Annotated in this window: 16 protein-coding genes, 3 tRNA genes and 1 pseudogene; 11 read left to right on the top strand and 9 right to left on the bottom strand. The window is 70.2% G+C overall.

Annotation, left to right across the window (positions count from 1 at the left end):
* Positions 1 to 140 precede the first annotated feature (140 nt).
* Both FHX75_RS17815 and FHX75_RS17810 read left to right on the top strand, forming a co-directional pair.
* The gene (locus tag FHX75_RS17815; protein WP_154941274.1) at positions 141 to 644 is read left to right on the top strand and encodes a SigE family RNA polymerase sigma factor; all 504 of its coding nucleotides are present in this window, start codon (positions 141 to 143) and stop codon (positions 642 to 644) included.
* Entirely contained in the window at positions 641 to 1,372 is a 732-nt protein-coding gene (locus FHX75_RS17810) for a hypothetical protein (protein WP_154941273.1), read from the top strand. Before FHX75_RS17815 ends, FHX75_RS17810 begins: the two co-directional genes overlap by 4 nt.
* A 65-nt stretch (positions 1,373 to 1,437) precedes the next feature.
* Here the strand turns inward: FHX75_RS17810 and FHX75_RS30860 are convergent.
* Positions 1,438 to 1,536: transfer RNA gene (locus tag FHX75_RS30860), tRNA-OTHER, on the bottom strand.
* Positions 1,537 to 1,684: 148 nt separating this feature from the next.
* Between FHX75_RS30860 and FHX75_RS17805 the strand changes: the two genes are divergently transcribed.
* The 3 genes from FHX75_RS17805 to FHX75_RS17790 all read left to right on the top strand — a co-directional run bounded on the left by FHX75_RS17805 (position 1,685) and on the right by FHX75_RS17790 (position 5,467).
* Positions 1,685 to 2,518, top strand: coding sequence for a hypothetical protein (locus FHX75_RS17805; protein WP_154941272.1), 834 nt, complete (start codon positions 1,685 to 1,687; stop codon positions 2,516 to 2,518).
* Between the two features lie 219 nt (positions 2,519 to 2,737).
* Positions 2,738 to 3,331, top strand: a complete 594-nt coding sequence (locus FHX75_RS17800) for a hypothetical protein (RefSeq protein WP_154941271.1) — start codon at positions 2,738 to 2,740, stop codon at positions 3,329 to 3,331.
* Positions 3,332 to 5,005: 1,674 nt separating this feature from the next.
* Complete coding sequence (locus tag FHX75_RS17790; RefSeq protein ID WP_246158335.1) at positions 5,006 to 5,467, top strand: DUF1877 family protein; 462 nt, start codon at positions 5,006 to 5,008, stop codon at positions 5,465 to 5,467.
* 211 nt (positions 5,468 to 5,678) lie between these two features.
* On the opposite strand, the gene FHX75_RS30855 is transcribed toward FHX75_RS17790, so the two are convergent.
* The 3 genes from FHX75_RS30855 to FHX75_RS17780 all read right to left on the bottom strand — a co-directional run bounded on the left by FHX75_RS30855 (position 5,679) and on the right by FHX75_RS17780 (position 8,357).
* Positions 5,679 to 5,806: transfer RNA gene (locus FHX75_RS30855), tRNA-OTHER, on the bottom strand.
* Between the two features lie 1,346 nt (positions 5,807 to 7,152).
* Positions 7,153 to 8,067, bottom strand: coding sequence for an IS3 family transposase (locus tag FHX75_RS17785; protein ID WP_154940196.1), 915 nt, complete (start codon positions 8,065 to 8,067; stop codon positions 7,153 to 7,155).
* Entirely contained in the window at positions 8,064 to 8,357 is a 294-nt protein-coding gene (locus FHX75_RS17780) for a transposase (protein WP_170285395.1), read from the bottom strand. Before FHX75_RS17780 ends, FHX75_RS17785 begins: the two co-directional genes overlap by 4 nt.
* Positions 8,358 to 8,913: 556 nt before the next feature.
* Here FHX75_RS17780 and FHX75_RS17775 point away from each other — a divergent pair.
* Positions 8,914 to 9,171 (top strand): annotated as a pseudogene (locus FHX75_RS17775) (tyrosine-type recombinase/integrase); the annotation flags it as partial.
* An 85-nt stretch (positions 9,172 to 9,256) separates the two neighbouring features.
* Here the strand turns inward: FHX75_RS17775 and FHX75_RS17770 are convergent.
* A tRNA-Ser gene (locus FHX75_RS17770) sits at positions 9,257 to 9,343 on the bottom strand.
* Positions 9,344 to 9,418: 75 nt separating this feature from the next.
* Between FHX75_RS17770 and deoD the strand changes: the two genes are divergently transcribed.
* From deoD to FHX75_RS17755, 3 genes are all read left to right on the top strand, one after another.
* Positions 9,419 to 10,126 carry a purine-nucleoside phosphorylase gene (gene deoD / locus FHX75_RS17765; protein ID WP_088959848.1) on the top strand — a complete coding sequence of 236 codons (708 nt, stop codon included), beginning with the start codon at positions 9,419 to 9,421 and terminating at the stop codon, positions 10,124 to 10,126.
* A gap of 123 nt (positions 10,127 to 10,249) precedes the next feature.
* Entirely contained in the window at positions 10,250 to 10,885 is a 636-nt protein-coding gene (locus FHX75_RS17760; protein ID WP_154941268.1) for a TetR/AcrR family transcriptional regulator, read from the top strand.
* Positions 10,885 to 11,352 (top strand): acyl-CoA thioesterase, encoded by a 468-nt coding sequence (locus tag FHX75_RS17755; protein WP_154941267.1) that lies wholly within the window; start codon positions 10,885 to 10,887, stop codon positions 11,350 to 11,352. Before FHX75_RS17760 ends, FHX75_RS17755 begins: the two co-directional genes overlap by 1 nt.
* 72 nt (positions 11,353 to 11,424) lie before the next feature.
* On the opposite strand, the gene FHX75_RS17750 is transcribed toward FHX75_RS17755, so the two are convergent.
* The 4 genes from FHX75_RS17750 to FHX75_RS17740 all read right to left on the bottom strand — a co-directional run bounded on the left by FHX75_RS17750 (position 11,425) and on the right by FHX75_RS17740 (position 13,354).
* Complete coding sequence (locus FHX75_RS17750) at positions 11,425 to 11,871, bottom strand: nucleoside deaminase (protein ID WP_211364524.1); 447 nt, start codon at positions 11,869 to 11,871, stop codon at positions 11,425 to 11,427.
* A 208-nt stretch (positions 11,872 to 12,079) separates the two neighbouring features.
* A complete protein-coding gene (locus FHX75_RS17745; protein ID WP_154941266.1) occupies positions 12,080 to 12,607 on the bottom strand; it encodes a tRNA adenosine deaminase-associated protein in 528 nt (175 codons plus the stop codon).
* 119 nt (positions 12,608 to 12,726) lie between these two features.
* The gene (locus FHX75_RS30850) at positions 12,727 to 12,894 is read right to left on the bottom strand and encodes a hypothetical protein (RefSeq protein ID WP_170285394.1); all 168 of its coding nucleotides are present in this window, start codon (positions 12,892 to 12,894) and stop codon (positions 12,727 to 12,729) included.
* A gap of 73 nt (positions 12,895 to 12,967) precedes the next feature.
* Positions 12,968 to 13,354, bottom strand: a complete 387-nt coding sequence (locus FHX75_RS17740) for a hypothetical protein (protein ID WP_246158163.1) — start codon at positions 13,352 to 13,354, stop codon at positions 12,968 to 12,970.
* 79 nt (positions 13,355 to 13,433) lie between these two features.
* Between FHX75_RS17740 and FHX75_RS17735 the strand changes: the two genes are divergently transcribed.
* Positions 13,434 to 14,195: a M23 family metallopeptidase gene (locus tag FHX75_RS17735; protein ID WP_154941265.1), complete on the top strand. Its 762-nt coding sequence runs from the start codon at positions 13,434 to 13,436 to the stop codon at positions 14,193 to 14,195.
* A gap of 168 nt (positions 14,196 to 14,363) precedes the next feature.
* Positions 14,364 to 17,282, top strand: coding sequence for a glycosyl hydrolase (locus tag FHX75_RS17730; protein WP_154941264.1), 2,919 nt, complete (start codon positions 14,364 to 14,366; stop codon positions 17,280 to 17,282).
* The last annotated feature ends 66 nt before the right edge of the window (positions 17,283 to 17,348 follow it).

Genomic DNA, 17,348 nt, shown 5'->3' with positions numbered 1-17,348 from the left:
CGCCGGCCGGTCGTGCGCAGCGAGGAGGACGGGTGGCCCGGCCAGAAAGTTGATCTCGCGCGGACTCAACCTTTCACCCGTCCCACCCGTCCTGTCCGTCGTGGGATGCGCGAACGGCGGGCGAAGCGGGCAGGGCGGGCATGGCCCGGGGTGACGCGGAGTTCGTCGAGTTCGCCCGGGCGGCGTCCGGTCGACTGGTGCACGCCGCCTTCCTGATCACCGGCGACCACCACCAGGCCGAGGACGCGGCGCAGACCGCGCTGGTCCGCACCTACGCGTCGTGGTCCCGGGTCCGCGACAGCGACGCCTACGGATACGCCCGGACCGTGATGGTCAACCACCTCGTCGACAGCTGGCGGCGCCCGATCCGCGAGTACCCCACCGAGGACATCCCGGAGCAACGTCGGGACGACGTCGCGGACGAGGTCGCCACCCGACGCTGGCTGCTCGCCATCCTCGGCACGCTCAGCCCGCGCGAGCGCGCCATCGTCGTCCTGCGTTACTACTTCGATCTGCCGGAGCTGCAGGTGGCCCACGAACTCGACGTCTCGGTCGGGACGGTCAAAAGCACCAGTTCCCGCGCCCTGGAGAAGCTGCGCAGGGCCGGCGCCGGGGCGCCGGCGACCCACGGGGCGCACCGATGAACGAGACGGACCAGCTCCGGCAGGCCATGCGGGCGGGCGAACGGACCGGGCGGGACGTCCTCGACCTGACCACGATCATGCGCGAGGGTCGCCGCCTGCGTCGTCGCCGGCGGCTCGCCGGCCCCGGCGCGGCGGCGCTCGTGCTGGCGGTGGTCGCCGGCGTCACGGCCGCCGTGCAGCAGACCGGCCCGCCGGAGCCCGAGCGGCCGGATGCGCCGGCCGTCACCGCACCTGCCGTCCACCGCTCGGCGGACCCCACCCCGAGCCCGGAAGAGCCGCCACCGGTCCCGGTCGGTCGCGTGGTGGACAGCGGGATCCGGTACGGCGCCGACGAGCGGGTCTTCTACTTCGTCGCCGTCGACCTACCCGACGTACCCGGGGTGACGATCGGACTGGTCGCCGGCCGCCGCGCCGCCGACGGCAGGCTGACCTCGGACTTCCTGGTCAACGACGTCGAGGGCAACGACCGCCACCCCGGATTCCACGAGATCGGCTACGACCAGTCGGGATCCGGCCCGGACCGCAACCCCGTGCCCACCTTCGGATACTTCGTCGGGCCTGCGAAGCGCATCGTCGGCACCGTCGACGGCCGTCAGGTCGACGCCCGGCTGGCGAAGTGGAGTGCGGACCCGGACGTGGTGATCTTCTGGTTCGACCCGCAGCAACTGGCTCCCGGCGTACGCCTGGACGGCATCGTCGCCGACGACGCGCATGGCCGGAGGCTCTGAGCGCCGAAAGCGGAACGCCCGGCCGAATCCTCGCGGATCGACCGGGCGTTCTCGCTGTTCACGAGCGGTGGCGGCGGGATTTGAACCCGCGGAGGGCGTAAACCCTCACACGCTTTCGAGGCCTGCGATCATGCGTCCGGACCGGTCCGACAGTGCACATCACCAGCGGTTCGGCTGTCCGTCGGACCGCCATGGACGACCGCGTACGGCAGCGAATGAGACCACAGTTGAGACCACCCGGCCCCAAGCGAGCAGCGCGACAGGTCGATGCCATGGGCGAAGGGAGTCCGTCCGCTGACCTACGATGACGCGGTGCTGCTCCCTGAGTGGTTGTCGGATGTTTGGGCGCGAACCCAGGTGGTGCGGGTTCTCGAAGACGGTATAGGCGGCGGCCCCTTGGACGACCGCGCGGTGCTGTTTCAACTGGCCGACCGGACCCGAGTGAACAGGGCGCGGGAACTCACCACAAACGGGCAGTTCACCGGCGACATCTGTCGGTGCCTCGGTGGCCCGACGCTGGCTCTATATGACGCCAACGACCGGATTCTCGGCATTGGGACCATCCACGGGCACGGCAGCATTTCGTGGGAGCGGTCCAGGTTCGCCGACGACCTAAAGCTGGCCGAGCCAACCGCCCTAACCCTGTTCCTCTCCGAGTGCGGCGTCACCGGGCAGCTCCAGAGCCTGTTCACCGATCTCGTTATGACCCTCGGGTACTACGAGAGGTCCGACGCGCCGCAATTCCGTCCCGCTGGTGTCCCGGCTGTGCTGACCGATCGGCAGGTGCCCACCACCCTCCGCGACATGTTGGTCAGCGTCGGCGGCAACAGCGCCGCCAACCTCCCGCAGGAACGAGTGCGCGTGCTCGTGCAGCGCCTGGCCGTTGCTGAACCTGGCCCAATCGCCCGCGCGGACGCACTGCTGGGCTGGCTAGGCCGGCTGCCATATCCCACGGAAGCACTGTGGGGCGAGGGCGTCCTGGTGCGTCAGCTACTGGCCACGCTGTCCGAGGTAGACATCGTCGCGGCAGCGGCCACCGGTGAAGCAGTCGTGGCGCTAGGCGCGCTCAACTGGGCGGTCCATCAGCCGGACGACCGAGTGGTCGCCGCCGCGATCGCACCGACCCTGCGCCGCCTGCTGCCCTGACGAACTACCCAACACGCTTTCCAAGTCTGCTCGGCCCCATACGCGCTTGATCGGGCCGGTTCGCCACCTAGGCCAACTCGGCCGGCCGTTCGTCTACGGTCGCCTCCGTACGCTGACGAACGAGACGACAAGCGAGACGAAGACAGGACGGCGCCTCGGTGGCAACCGTCGATCTGGAGGTGGCCAGTGACCAAGTGGAGCCCACGCCGACGTTGGGCGGTGGTCGTCGTGGTGACGGTGGTCTTGGTGGCCGCGGGTGTGGTCACGATCGCCTGGGTCCGGCGTACCTCGTCGCCTTGGCCAGCAATGGCTGGCACTCCGTATGAAATTCCACTCGGATCGGATGGCTGCCCGGTCATCGAGGAGCGGCGCCAGTTCGTCGACGCCCATGGCCCGCTGGTGCCGCCCGGCGCCACGGAGGTGCTGCTGTGCACCACACCCACGGCACTGCCTGTCCAGCGTCCCGGGGTGGCGCACCCGCCGCGTCAGCGGGCGCTGCGTGCCGGGGCCGCCGATTTCGCCGCGCTGCTCAACCGACTACCCAACCGCAACGATGCCTGGCGGCAGTGGCAGCGGCGACACAGCGGCTGGTGGCCCGATGCCGCCCCAGAGCCGATGGGCGAGGCCTGCCCCTTGATCGGATACAGCCACGAGCACTCGTTCGTAATGCGCTACCCGGACCGGCCACCAGTGCCGCTGATCTACACGTGTGGCGGCCAGGCGGGCGGCCTCACGTCGGGCACTCGGACCCGGATGGATTACACCAAACCGCACCTGGTGGACGAGTTCCTGGGCCGCTTCCAGCAGCAGTAGCCCATCGGTCCGAGGCGTGCCGCAACTGCTCGGCTGGAAGGCGTCGGGACAGGCGCGATGTGTGCTGGGTTGGAGCGCCCCGGAAAGAGACGACCCCCGTCGGGGGGGAGCCTGATCAGCGTGACTGATGGGTGTTGGCGGGTGCTGTCGGGTCTGTTCCCTTGCACGGATCACACCGTCGCGCGTGATCGTCGTCCGTCGGACGGTGCAGAACTCGCTGACTCTCTGCTGACTCCCGAGGTTCTCACGGGCGTCCGGGCTGGGGTTGCGGCCGCCTCTAGAGCTCCTCCCAGTCGTGGGGCTTCTGGTAGACGTGGTAGCCGCGGAAGTACCAATCGGCCAACTCCCACAGCCGTTCGAGACACGCCGCGTAGTAGTCCTCCGCTCCGGCCGCGGAAAGCTCGGGTGCGCGGTGTCATTACGTACCGAGGTGGCGCAGTAGAAGTAACCCTCGGCCAGCCACCGCTCCAGTTGGTCCTGGTCCTCGTTGTCGCGGCACACCGCACGCATCGCCTGCTCAAGACGAGTGAATGCTGCTCGGTCCCAGACCCGATCGACGCGTAGCCGAAACAGGAACGAGCCAGGCTCGCTCCCAAACTCCTGCCGAAGTACATTCCGCGCGTTCACGGCAGGAGCATGCCCGCTAGTACTTACCGGCTCTCCCCCTACCCGATGACTCGATTACAAGCTCTGTGCGTCGCGTCCGCACGCGTCCAGCTACGGCTACGGCTACGGCTACGAGCGTCTACCGGATTCCTGACGTCGTCCCCACGCGCCGGTCCCAGGCGCGGGAACGGACCTCGGTAATGCCGCGTGACGCCCGAGGCCAGTCCACGTGTGTGGTGCTTGTATGGAACTGCATACTTTGCGGGTGACTCAGGACCGTCGATACAGCGTTCATCTCGACGTACTCATGGCGCTCATCACCTACCTCGCTCTGACCGGTTGGCGTAGCCGGTCTCCTCGCGGTCTGTCCCGGGACCTAAGGTTCGATGAGGGAGCGATCCTCAGCGCCCTCGACGGGTTCTCCGGCCTATTCCGTAAGAGCAAAGACCTCTACCCCACCGACATCGGGCCGCAGCATGCCTACACACTTCATGCCCGCTACGCCCGCCGTAGGCTCCGCAACCCAGGCCACACAACCTCCCGAACGGCCTGCCTCCCTGTCTGATCGCGACCCGAGCCCGGACGGGCGAGGGGAGGAGCTCGACACGGAGACGGTGCGGGCACTCCTCGACTTCGTGAGCCAACAAGCGAGGTCGGAACAAGATTCGCACCGGCAACGTAGGTCGCAAATCTGGGTGGTGGTGGGTGTGTTCGTCGCTGCCGCCGCGAGCGTGCTTGCTGCAGTCGTTCAGGCTGCCGCCTAGCCATGCCCAACCACTAGCTAGCTGGACCGCTTCGTCCCGAACGCGGGTTCGGGACATCCTTTGATGTCCTCTGATGCCGTTCTGCCCTGCACAGCGGGGCTTCCTTGCCGACCTGTGTCGTCTGATGCCGGTCGTTGCTGTTGCTCTCGCTGCCTCCTGGCTGCCTCAGCTCGCTGCCCTCTTACTAGGGGTTGACCTGTCGGCGGCCTGGACCTGGTCTTCGTCGACGACGCGCTCGTGCCTGCGGTGCCTGTTGGCCACGGGGCTCGCGTCGGTGGCGCCAGGTAGTTTGCCGAGAGTGAGTATGTGGATCTACTTTCAAGGGCTCGAATCCTCCGAGCTGCCCGGGAACCCAGCGGGATTTGAGTCCCTATTCGATGTGGAGTTTGACGAGCTGCGCCGGCGGGTCCGGGCAGGCGACGCAGTATGGCTGGAGAGCGGCTTCTTCCAGCTGAATGAGCTTTACTTGCTCCAGTCGCAGCTGGGCGGCGACCGGGAACTCCCCGTCTTCGGAGGCCGGCACATACCGGACCCCGGCGGCGGCCCGGGCCACGTGGCGCTCGAACCGCCGGACGTGGCGCGTACCGCGGCGTACCTGGAGAGAGTTTCGTTCCCGGACCGGTGGCAGGAGTGGCGGCAACTGCCCTCATCCGAGTCGGATGAGGAGCTGCGGGAGCGCCTGGCTCAGTACCACGAAGACCTACGCGCCTTCTACGCCAGGTCCGCGGAGCGGGGCTGGGCAATCGTCAAGCACTTCTCGTTCTGACCCGCTCGGGATTTCAGGTCGACGGCCGGAACCGCGAGGGATCGCGCAGGTAGGACGACTCCTTGACCCCCAGGCAACCAACACGGAACGCTCACCTGCGGCTTCGAAGCCGCTGAGCTGCCAGAGCGGTCCCCAGCGTCCGGGACAGTCCGCCAGTGTCCGTCCCGATCGTCACCCAAGTAGTCACCCAGCTGTGCCGGGAGACTGCGAGCGGACCGGAGGGGATTCGAACCCCCGGTGGGGCATGGCAGGCCAGTGGCCCCACGCGCCTTCGAGCCGCCGCCCGCGCACGGCACTCGGCATCTCAGCGCTGCAATAACCCGACTCTGCCACCGGTTCCGCCGACAGTCTGCCCTTGACACTGTCAGCTTGGGAATCGGATTGATCTACACGGTGCGTAGCCATCCCGCCTCGCAGACGAACACGCAGCGTCCAACTTGCCGCTGCCAGCGTGCCACGACGCACCGGTGTTGACCCCTGCACCGGGCACGCATCGGGCATGCCCTCCAGGCGCTGTCCGGCTTCGGGCCAGCGTCGTTCTGTGTGCCATACTTCCCGACATGGCTTCACAACGAAGGGACCGTGCCGCGTAGGCGGCCTGTGGCGCTACGCGCCGCTAAACCCAGTCGTCGGCAGGTGCACGAATCCCGTGCACACTTTCGGGGGATTTCCGGCAAGGTCGTCGCCGACATCGTTCGGGTGGAGCGCCAAGACAATCGGTTGCGCCCCGGTGATATCGGCCGTGCCCTTCGGGGCTGGACCGGCATAGCGCGAGGTCCGGCCCGTCATCTGCTGGATGATTTTGGCGGGTGCCCCTGCGGCTGCACCTTCGACTATCGAGAAGTGCTGGACATTGCCCTGCGGTCGCTACCTAGACGAGCGGCGCGGGAGCTTCGCCGCGTCGTCGGTGCGGCCGATGATCTATTCCTCAGTCGAACCCTGGCTAATCCCTGGGCCGATCCTCGCGCCCCTTGGTGGGAGCAGCGGATTTGAACCTCCAGACGTGCCCATCTCCGTCGCAACCACCCTGCACATACTGCTTGAGTAGTTCCTCGCCTCACTGTCTGCCGTTGACCCGCCCACTAGGGAGCGGACCGCTGCCCTGTCCCCCACGTCAAGACGGCCTGACGCACGTACGGACGCTGCCGGAACGGGCTGAGTCGGCTTTCGTGTCACGGACCGTGCCCCCGGCGGACACCGCCACAGTGGCGCAGTTGACCCAACCTCGCCCGGCACGGACCCGGCTCCCGGGGTCGGAGCTGGCCGCCGACGGGCACCCCTCCCCCTCCCAGGTGAGCAGTTGACCTGACCCTGAGCCGCTGTGGAGCGGGCTCCTGGACGACCGGCATGCCTTCGCGCGGCCACCGCCCCCATGCTTGGGGCTTGCCGCGCGGACCCGTCGTGCGCTTTCCTGCGCCGCGCTGCTCGGGCGCGGCGCGGCCGGCTGCCGGCACCGAACCTCCACCACTCTCTGAGCTACCCGTCTGCGGCGGCCCCCCGGGCTTCCCGCACTTCGCGCCAGCCGCCGGGCGTGTTGCGTGGCCGGCGTGGAGCGACAGCGGAGCGTCGGACGCGCGCCCAGGCGGCGGCGCGTGCGGCCCGTCAAGGGCCGCCTTGAAGACGTACAGAAACTTTGAACAACTCCGCCGGCAGCCGGTGTCGTACTCCGCATGATGAAGTGACCCCTATCGGCCGGACACCTCGATGTCTGTTAGGGACTCGTGGTGGATCTTTTCGTAGGTGTCGGGGCTGACGTTACCCAGACGGCTGTGCCGGCGGCGGGGGTTGTAGAAGCCCTCGATGTAGGAGAAGACCTCCATCTCCAGCTCGTGGCGACTGGGCCAGGCGCGGGTGTAGACCAGCTCGGTCTTCAAGGTGGCGAAGAACGTCTCGGCCAGGGCGTTATCGAAGCAGTCGGCCACGGAGCCCATCGAGGCGAGGACGCCGCAGGAGCGCAACGTGCGGCCGAACTCGAACGACGTGTACTGCGTCCCGCGGTCCGAGTGGTGGATGACCTGGTCCCGGGCGGGTCGGCGGTGCTGGATGGCCATGCCGACGGCGTCGAGGATCAGTTCGGTGCGCAGGTGATCGGCCATGGCCCAGCCGACGACGCGGCGGGAGTAGGCGTCGACGACCACTGCCAGGTAGAGGAATCCTTTCCAGGTGCGTAGGTAGGAGATGTCGGCGACCCACAACCGGTTGGGTGCGGTCGAGGTGAACTGCCGCTGGACCAGGTCCGGCGCGGTCGCGGTCGACGCGGCCTTGCGGCGGGGCTTTCCGCGCCGGCGTCGATGGGCGCCTTCGATACCGGCCAGACGCATCAGCCGGGCCACGGCCTTGCGGTTCCACCGGTGGCCGCGTTCGTGCAGCTCGGCGGTGAGCCGTCGGGCGCCGTAGACGCCGCGGTGCTCCGACCACGCCTGCCGGGTGACCTCGACGCGCTGCAGGTCGTGACGTTTCCGCTCGGCGGCGCGTTGGCGTCCCTGTCGAAGCCAGTCGTAGAAGGCGCTGTGGCCGACGCCGAGGAGCCGGCAGAGCAGACGGACCGGGTAGGTGGTCTTCTCCGCGTCGATGAACCGATACACGTCGGCCCGGTTCACCGCTCCGTCTCGCGTGCGAAGAAGACCGCGGCTTTTTTCAAGATCTCCTTCTCCAACTCCAGCTGGGCCACCTGCCGCCGCAACCGCAGCAGTTGGGCACGCTCATCGCCGCTGAGCGACGACGACTGGCCGCCGTCGCGTTCCTGGCGCAGTTGGGCCACCCAGTTGCGCAGCGTCTCGTGGTTGACGCCCAACTCCCGGCCCACGTCCCGGATCGTGCGGCCGGAATCCAGCACCAGCGCCGCGGCCTGACGCCGGAACTCCTCGGGGTACTTGCTCTGTCGAGCCAACGCGGTTTCCTCCTCCTCGGCAGGATGCCAAGTCAGGAGGTGTCCGGTCTCAGGGGGTCACTTCAGAGAGCGTGTGGAGTCGGCCCGGCTCGTCGGTACGACCCGGAGGTGATGCGTGGATTCTGGCCGCTAGCTCCTCGCCAACGCCTGCTCCGGCGACCAGCTCGCCAACGCCAGTTCGGTCGCCGCCGAACGACCGGGAGATCTGCAATCGCAACAGCGCAAACGACTTGGACACGGACGCGTCAAAGAACCTCGCCTTAGGTGAGGCAGCGACTCAATCGGCGAACTACAGGATCCGGGGTGCCGGTCTTGTGCTGGCACAGGCGGGCCGCACGGCCGACGGTAGCCCTGAGGCAAACCGGGCACTGATCGAGGCGCAGGAGGCTCTGGCTGGCGTGTGCATCAGCCTGTTCGGCAACGGCCCCTGGTGACGACGGGCACGTAACGGCCTCATTGGCGAGGTTCGCGCCGGACGTCTTGTTGATAGCCGGCCGACCTCCCTCGGCGGTTGCGTGGCGGCATCGCCGGTCTGCTCGCGCCACTGGCCGCCGTCTACGACGAGTGGAAGCGGCTGCTCAAACTCGCCGGACTACGGGATGGCCGGTTGCACGACGCCCGTCACACGGCCGCCACTGTTCTGCTGATCCTCGGCGTGGCCGAGCGGGCGGTGATGGGCATCATGGGCTGGTCGAACTCGGCGATGGCGGCCCGGTACCAGCACCTCACCGCCCAGGTCCGTCGGGACATCGCCCAGCGCGTTGGTGGCCTGCTGTGGGACAACCCGACAGAGGACCGGAAACCGGCCTCTTGAGCCGAACTGAGACCACAACTGAGACCACAAGCGGAACGCCCGGCCGATCCTCGCGGATCGACCGGGCGTTCTCGCTGTTCACGAGCGGTGGCGGCGGGATTTGAACCCGCGGAGGGCGTAAACCCTCACACGCTTTCGAGGCGTGCTCCTTAGGCCACTCGGACACGCCACCGCCGACGAGGGTACAGGACCGCCGGTCTGGATGCCGAACCGGTATGCCCGGCTCCGGCCTGGCAGGATCTTTGCCATGAGTACGCACATCGGCGCGAAGCCGGGAGAGATCGCCGAGCGGGTCCTGATGCCGGGCGACCCGCTGCGGGCCAAGTGGATCGCGGAGACCTACCTCGAGGACGCCACGTGCTACTCGACGGTCCGGGGCATGCTGGGCTTCACCGGCCGCTGGAACGGCGTGCCGGTTTCCGTCCAGGGCTCCGGCATGGGCATGCCGTCCGCCTCCATCTACGCCCACGAGCTGGTCAACGAGTACGGCGTGAAGACCCTGATCCGGGTCGGCTCCTGCGGTGCCCTGACCGAGGACCTCCAGCTGCGCGACGTGGTCGCCGCGATCGGGTCCTCCACCGACTCGAACATGAACCGGATGCGGTTCGACGGGCTGATCGACTACGCCCCGGTCGCCGACTTCGGGCTGCTGCGTACCTCGGTCGAGGTGGCCGAGCGGCGCGGCATCAGCATGCGGGTCGGGCCGATCCTGGCGGCGGACGCCTTCTACACCGACCGGCCGGACCTCTACGACACCCTGGCCGACTACGGCGTGCTGGCGGTGGAGATGGAGTCGGCGGCGCTGTACACGATCGCGGCCCGGTTCAAGGCGCGGGCGCTGACCATCCTGACGGTCAGCGACCACATCAAGACCGGCGAGAAGACCACCGCCGAGGAGCGCGAGCAGACCTTCAGCCAGATGGTCGAGATCGCCCTGGACACCGCCATCGCCTGATTTCCCCTTCTTTCTCGGCGCCCCGTCATCCGCCCCGGATGGCGGGGCGTCGCCGTGTCGAAGTGACCACGGTCACCGGACGAAACAATACGACCGGTCGTGCTTTTTGGTTAGCCTCTCCCCATGACAGTCGACGGACGCGTCGCCCGCGGCGACCGGACCCGGGGCGCCGCGCTGGACGCCGCGGTGGTGCTGGCCACCGAGGTCGGACTGCACGGGCTCTCGCTCGCCCAGCTCGCCGACACGCTCGGGGTGAGCAAGTCCGGCCTGTTCGCGCACTGGCGCTCCAAGGAAGCGCTCCAGCTCGCCACCGTCGACCGGGCGGTGGAGCAGTGGCAGGAGCGGATCATCGACCCGGCGCTGCGCGCCCCCCGGGGCGTCCGGCGGCTCTGGGCCCTGCACCAGGCCCGGATCGACTTCTACGCCGCCCGGGTGCTCCCCGGCGGCTGCTTCTTCGCCAGCACCGACTTCGAGTACAACGCCCGACCCGGCCCGGTCCGGGACCGGCTCGCCGAGGTGTTCGGGCGCTGGACCGCGTTCCTCGAACACCTCGTCGGGGAGGCGGTCGCCGCCGGCGAACTTCCCGCCGACACCGACGTCCCGCAGTTGGCGTACGAGATCGACGCGCTCGGGATCACCGCCGCGATGCGGTCCCGGCTGCTGGACCCCGACACCGCCTACCGGCACGCCCGCCAGGGCCTGCTGCACCGCCTGCGGGCGTTGTGCCCCGATCCGACCCTGCTACCGGAAGGCCTCTGATGAGCCACGCCCTCGCCACCCCCTCCGCCGTCGAGTACGGCCACGTCGAGCACGTCAGCGTGTACTTCGACGACCTCGACGCCCTCGGCATCCTGCACAACTCCCGGTACGCGGTGCTGCTGGAACGGGCCCTGACCGCCTACTGGGCCGAGCGGGGCGTCTCGTACCAGGGCGGGCAGCGCAGCGCGCCGGACACCTTCCACGCGGTACGCGAGTTCACCATCACCTACCGCGCCCCGATCGCGGCCACCGGGCCGGTGGCGGTGCACTTCTGGCTCGAACACTTCGGCACCAGCAGCGCCGAGTACGCCTACCAGTTCCGCTCGCTCGACGGCAGCATCGTGCACGCCGAGGGTCGGCGGGCGATCGTCCGGCTCGACCCGGCGACCCTGCGACCCACCCCGTGGACCGAGACCGGCCGCGCGGTGGCCGCGAACCTGCTCCGCCCCGCTCCGACTCCGGCCTGACCGGGCCGCAGGCCTCAGCGGCGACCGGGCGGAACGGGACACCAGCTCATGGATGGGCCGAGGATGTGGGGGTCAGCGGAAGAAGGCGCGTAGCAGGGCGGCGCTCTCGGACTCCAGGACGCCGCCGTAGACCTCCGGCCGGTGGTTGAGCCGGCGGTCGCGCAGCACGTCCCAGAGCGAGCCGGCCGCCCCGGTCTTGGGCTCCCAGGCACCGAAGACCACGGTGGACACCCGGGCCAGGACCAGCGCGCCCGCGCACATCGTGCAGGGTTCCAGGGTGACCACCAGCGTGCAGCCGTCGAGCCGCCAGCGGCCCAGCCGTTCGGCAGCCCGGCGCAGCGCCAGCACCTCGGCGTGCGCGGTCGGGTCACCGGTCAGCTCGCGCTCGTTGCGCCCGATCGACAGTTCGGTCCCGTCCGGCCCGTAGAGCACGGCGCCGACCGGGATGTCGTCGGAGGCGTCGGCGCCCGGGGCGGGCGTGTCCGGGCCGGTGACGGCGACCTCCAGCGCGCGGCGCATCCACAGTTCGTGCCGCTGCCGGCGGCCCGCCCCGTCCGGGTCGGCCAGCCCCTCGTCCGCGCCGGGCCCGACCCGGCCGACGGCCCCCGGGGTCGGCTGCCCCGGGCGTACGGTCTCCAGCGCCGGGTCGGTCGAGTCGACCGGCTCGGCGGCGCCGGCCAGCGGCGAACCGCCGCCCGACAGGGCGGGTCCGTCACCGGACGGACGGTCAGACCTCACGCAGTTCCTCGACCTCGTCGGCGCACCCGAGCACCTGGCACACCTCGGCCGTGACGTCGGCCGGGAGCATCCCCTCGTGGGCGCAGAGCCGGAGCAGCTTCTGGGCGGAGATGCCCAGGTCGGCGAGGATGTCCGCGTCGCCGACCGGGTCCGCCTCGGGGTCGACCGCCGGCTGCTCGCTCTCCTCGGTCCCGGCGGCGGACGGCCGGGGCTCCTCGCTCTCCTCCAGCCCGGTGACCGAGGTCTTCAGGTCACCGACGAGCAGCGCGCCCAGCCGGGACTCCTCGGCGTACGCGGAGTCGGAACCGAAGATCCGCAGGTCCTCACCCTCGTCCAGGCGGAGGATCACCAGGTAGGCGTCGTCCGCCTCGACGAAGAGCAGCGACAGGTCGGCGTCGGGCTCGACGTCGCGCAGCCGGTCGGCGACGTCCTCGATGTCGGAGGCGCCCCGTAGGTTCACCTCGGCGGCGCTCCACTCGCCCTCGTCGCGCACCACGGCGGCAGCGAAGTACGACACGGTCCCCCCAAAGGCCTCGGCACAGCACGCCGACTCGTTACGCGATGCACGTTAACCGGTCGGGTCGGCAGGCGACCGGTCAACGCCCCGAAGGGCCGGTCAATCCTGAGAAAGTCGCCTCAGCCGGCGACGCGACGCCGGGTGGCGATCAACTGTCGCAGCCGCTCGGTGCGCTCCCGCTGCGGCTTGTCCCGCTGTCGTACCGCGCGGGCCCCCGCCAACTCGGCGAGAATCTGCAGGCGGCGACGGCTGCGCTCGGGGTCGAGCCGCGGGGTGGTCCAGGCCATACCGGAAAGCGTCCCCAGTCACAGCGAGTACGTCAAGATGGCGTTCGAAGCGAAGCCGGGCAATGACGCAGCGTCACCACATCGGCCAGTCCGCGCTGGTCGCCCAGCGCACGACGACGATCGCGAACGCGATGCTCCAACCACCCGCTGTGACGATCGCCACCCCGGTCGCCACGCCCCGATCGCCGTAGCGGACGAGGCCGAGGGCGGCCAGCCAGGCCAACACGCCGGCGATCACGGTCCACCACGCGTACCCGGGGACGCCGCGGCCGAGGAGGCCGAAGAGCACCAGCCAGGCGGCGGCGAGCGCCGCGCCGGCGGCCACCCCGCTGCCGGTCACCGGGTGCGGTTCGCGCCACGTCGGCCGGCGCGGCGGCCCCGACGGAAACAGACCCGAGGGGGTACGCGCCATGAACTGCCCGGCGGCCGGCCCGGCCGGGTACGTGGGCTGACCATCCATCGCCGTCACCGCTCCCGTCCACGCACCCCCCGGCGCTCCGGGGGACCCTCCCACCGTATCCGTCTGCCAGGATGTCCGGATGTCGTCGCGATCGACCGGCCGCCGCGCGCGTCCGGCGTACCCGGTCCTGCTGTTGCTGGCACCGGCGTTGCTCGCCGGCTGCGCGCCCGGCGACCGGCCGGCCGCCGCGCCGAGCACGGTCTGGGACGCTCCCTCCGCGACGGCCACCGCGGACCAGCCGGCGCCGGCCACGGCCGCGCCCTCCGCGAGCCCGGCCGGACCGTCGACGTCGCCGAGCCGCGCGCCGCTGCGCCGGGTCTTCCCGGTACGCGCCGGCAAGGTCGCCTACCACCCGACGCACTCGGTGTATCCGGGCACGGACATCTTCGCCGACTGCGGTGAGCCGGTGGTGGCGGTGACCGACGGGACGATCCTGGAGGTGAGCCGGGTGGACCGGTTCGACCGGCGGGGGCCGTTGGGGCCGTACAACGGCGGGCTCTCGGTGTCGTTGCTCGGTGACGACGGGGTGCGGTACTACGGCTCGCACCTGAGCGCGATCAGTGCCGGTGTGGACGCCGGCGTGCGGGTCCGCGCGGGGCAGCAGCTCGGCAAGGTGGGCCGGACCGGCAACGCCAACAACGTCTGCCACCTGCATTTCGGCCTGTCGCCGAAGTGCACGGGCCGCGACGACTGGTGGATCCGCCGGGGCGTGGTGTGGCCGGCGAAGTACCTGGATTCGTGGCGCCGCAACGGCAACCGCTCGCCGGTCGCCGCAGTGACCTCCTGGGAGCGCGAGAACGGCTGCCCGAAGGCCCCGCGCGCGACCACAAACGCCGGCTGACCGGACGCACCGGAGCCCGCGCAACACGCTCGTCACCTGACTGACACATTGACGAAAGTCTTGTCAATCGTTAACGTCCGCATGAGAGAGCGCTCTCTCAGGTAACAAACCTCCCGATTCCGACGAACCGTGACCCGGTCCCCCGAGCCGGCGCGCGCTGGAGGAACGATGAACCCTCCCGTCCCACCCCGCCGCACCCCCTGGGTGCTCGCCACCACCACCGCCCTGGCCGTCGTCGTCGCCGGTCTCGCCCTCACCGCCACCGCCCCCGCCGAGGCCGCCACCGTCGGCGCCGGCAGCTACACCACCGACCGGGTCGGCCCCCTGCCCACCGGCTGCGGGGACCTGTCCACCAACCCCCGGCAGTTCGTCACCGCAAACGCGCCCGCCGGCCCGATCCCCACCAACGACTGGTGGTCGTCGCTGCTGTGGAAGCGGACCAACTGCGCGTACAGCGAGCCGCTGCACGCACACCCCGCCTCCTACCAGCCCTTCGGCGACGGCCTCGGCTTCTCCGCCACCTCCACCCCCACCGTCAGCGGCACGGCGACCGGGGTGGGCGAGTACAAGTACGCGTACGCCGAGGACATCCGGGTCGGCGTGACCGGGCTCGGCGCGCCGGTCGTCAAGGTCGACGACTGGACGGACTGGACGGTCAGCCCGTACTGGAGCGACGGCACGCGCACCCTGCGGGCCACCATCGGTCACGGCCTGCCGTTCGCCTACTTCCGAACCAGCGGCGGCGACGCGCTGATCAATCCCACCGGCGGCAGCCCGACGGTGTGGTCCCAGAACGGCGCCACCATCGGGTTCACCGTCCGGGGCCACGACTACGTCGCCTACGCCCCGACCGGCGCCACCTGGACCGTCGCCGGCGGCCGGATCACCTCCACCCTGGCCGGCAAGGGCTACTTCTCCGTCGCCCTGCTGCCCACCACGCCGAGCACCGACGCCACCGCCCGCGCCGACCTCGCCACCACCTACGGCCGGTACGCCCACGCACACGTCACCGGCACCCGGGTCTCCTACTCCTACGACCAGGCCAGCAGCCGGGTCACCACCACGTACGCCTTCACCACCACACCCCGGGAGGGCACCGCCACCCAGACCGTGGTGAGCCTCTACCCGCACCAGTGGAAGGCGCTGGCCGGCGCCACCCCGATCGGCCAGAGCTATCCGTCCGCCCGGGGCCGGATGAAGGTGCTCACCGGCGTCAGCCAGTTCCGCACCGCGATGACCTACCAGGGGGTGCTGCCGGAGCTGCCCGCCGTCGCCACCGGCGCCGGCGCCGACCTGGCCCAGCTCCGGGACCAGCTCGCCGCGGTGCGGGGCAACCCGATGGACCAGCGCGGCACCGACACGTACTGGACCGGCAAGGGCCTCGGGCGGGCCGCCCGGATCGCCGAGATCGCCGACCTGGTCGGTGACACGGAGACCCGTACCGCCGCGCTGAACGCCATCCGGTCCACCCTGAACGACTGGTTCACCGCCACCCCCGGCAAGACGGCCCGCGTCTTCTACTACGACCGGAACTGGGGCACCCTGATCGGCTACCCCGCGTCGTACGGCTCCGACCAGGAGCTCAACGACCACCACTTCCACTACGGGTACTTCATCGCGGCCGCCGCGACGCTGGCCAAGTTCGACCCCACCTGGGCCACCAACGACCGGTACGGCGGCATGGTCGACCTGCTCATCCGGGACGCCAACAACTACAGCCGCGAGGACACCCGCTTCCCGTACCTGCGGGACTTCGACATCTACGCCGGGCACGACTGGGCCTCCGGGCACGGCTCGTTCGCCGCCGGCAACAACCAGGAGTCGTCGTCGGAGGGGATGAACTTCGCCAACGCCCTCATCCAGTGGGGCCAGGCCACCGGCAACACCGCCGTCCGGGACGCCGGCATGTTCATGTACACCACCCAGGCGGCGGCGATCCAGCAGTACTGGTTCGACGTCGACGACGAGAACTTCCCGGCCGCGTTCGGGCACTCGACGGTCGGCATGGTCTGGGGCGACGGTGGGGCGTACTCCACCTGGTTCAGCGCCGACCCGGAGATGATCCAAGGCATCAACATGCTGCCGGTCACCGGCGGCCACCTCTACCTGGGCTACCGCCCGGCGTACCCCAGGACCAACTACGCCGAACTGGTCCGCAACAACGGCGGCGAGCCCACGGTCTGGCAGGACATCCTCTGGCAGTTCCTGGCCCTCGGCGACCCCGACGCGGCACTGACGAAGCTGCGCGCCAACCCCGGCTACACCCCGGAGGAGGGCGAGAGCCGCGCCCACACCTTCCACTGGATCCGCAACCTGGCGGCACTGGGTCAGGTGGACACCGGCGTCACCGCGAACCATCCGCTGGCGACCGTCTTCACCCGCAACGGCGCCCGCACCTACGTGGCCAGCAACATCACCGCCGCACCGCTGACGGTGACCTGGTCCGACGGCACCCGGCTGACGGTCGCGGCCGGACGGACGGCGACCACCGGGGCGTACACCTGGAGCGGCGGCAACGCCAACGGCGGCGCGAGCCCGAGCCCGACGCCGACCAGCCCGACGCCGACGCCCACCACGCCCCCGCCGACGACGCCGCCGCCGACCACGCCCCCGCCGACCGGCTCGCCGACGCGGTACCTGCTGCCCGGCGGTGGCCTGGGGGCGGCCGGCGGCACGACGACCACCACGGTGGCCGGCGCCGGCGGCACCAACCACGACGGCACGCCGACCAACCCGGTGGTCTTCACCGCGACCGGCCTGACCATGGCGTACTCGGGTGGGCAGACCCGGTTCGACCTGTTCCTCGACGCCGGCTCGGCCGTCGGCAACGGGGTGCAGGCGCGGGTCTCCTACGACCTGACCGGTGACGGGACCGTCGACCGGGTGGAGACGTACCGCTACTTCGCCACCGACCCGGTCCCCGGCTACGAGCACTACACCCAGAACGCCGGGCTGCTCTCCGCCACCGGCGCCCTCGGCAACCTGTCGAACGGCACGGTGAAGGTGGAGGTTTGGTCCGCCATCGGCACGAACCCGACGACCCTCGGCATCGGCGACCGCTCGGTCGTCACGCTGCCGTACGCCTGATCCGGCGTACCACCACCAGCCCGCGCCGCCGGTCGTACCCCCGACCGGCGGCGCGGGCGCGTAGTT

The sequence above is a fragment of the Micromonospora palomenae genome, from assembly GCF_007829925.1.
Lineage (GTDB): Bacteria > Actinomycetota > Actinomycetes > Mycobacteriales > Micromonosporaceae > Micromonospora > Micromonospora purpureochromogenes.
The sequence above is the reverse complement of the archived record's forward strand: the minus strand, read 5'-3'. Positions and strand labels throughout refer to the sequence as shown.

Coding starts and splice junctions, on each gene's coding strand:
- FHX75_RS17815 (WP_154941274.1), top strand. CDS start 141: ATGGCCCGGGGTGACGCGGAGTTCGTCGAGTTCGCCCGGGCGGCGTCC.
- FHX75_RS17810 (WP_154941273.1), top strand. CDS start 641: ATGAACGAGACGGACCAGCTCCGGCAGGCCATGCGGGCGGGCGAACGG.
- FHX75_RS17790 (WP_246158335.1), top strand. CDS start 5,006: ATGTGGATCTACTTTCAAGGGCTCGAATCCTCCGAGCTGCCCGGGAAC.
- deoD (WP_088959848.1), top strand. CDS start 9,419: ATGAGTACGCACATCGGCGCGAAGCCGGGAGAGATCGCCGAGCGGGTC.
- FHX75_RS17760 (WP_154941268.1), top strand. CDS start 10,250: ATGACAGTCGACGGACGCGTCGCCCGCGGCGACCGGACCCGGGGCGCC.
- FHX75_RS17755 (WP_154941267.1), top strand. CDS start 10,885: ATGAGCCACGCCCTCGCCACCCCCTCCGCCGTCGAGTACGGCCACGTC.
- FHX75_RS17750 (WP_211364524.1), bottom strand. CDS start 11,871: ATGCGCCGCGCGCTGGAGGTCGCCGTCACCGGCCCGGACACGCCCGCC.
- FHX75_RS30850 (WP_170285394.1), bottom strand. CDS start 12,894: ATGGCCTGGACCACCCCGCGGCTCGACCCCGAGCGCAGCCGTCGCCGC.
- FHX75_RS17740 (WP_246158163.1), bottom strand. CDS start 13,354: ATGGATGGTCAGCCCACGTACCCGGCCGGGCCGGCCGCCGGGCAGTTC.
- FHX75_RS17735 (WP_154941265.1), top strand. CDS start 13,434: ATGTCGTCGCGATCGACCGGCCGCCGCGCGCGTCCGGCGTACCCGGTC.
- FHX75_RS17730 (WP_154941264.1), top strand. CDS start 14,364: ATGAACCCTCCCGTCCCACCCCGCCGCACCCCCTGGGTGCTCGCCACC.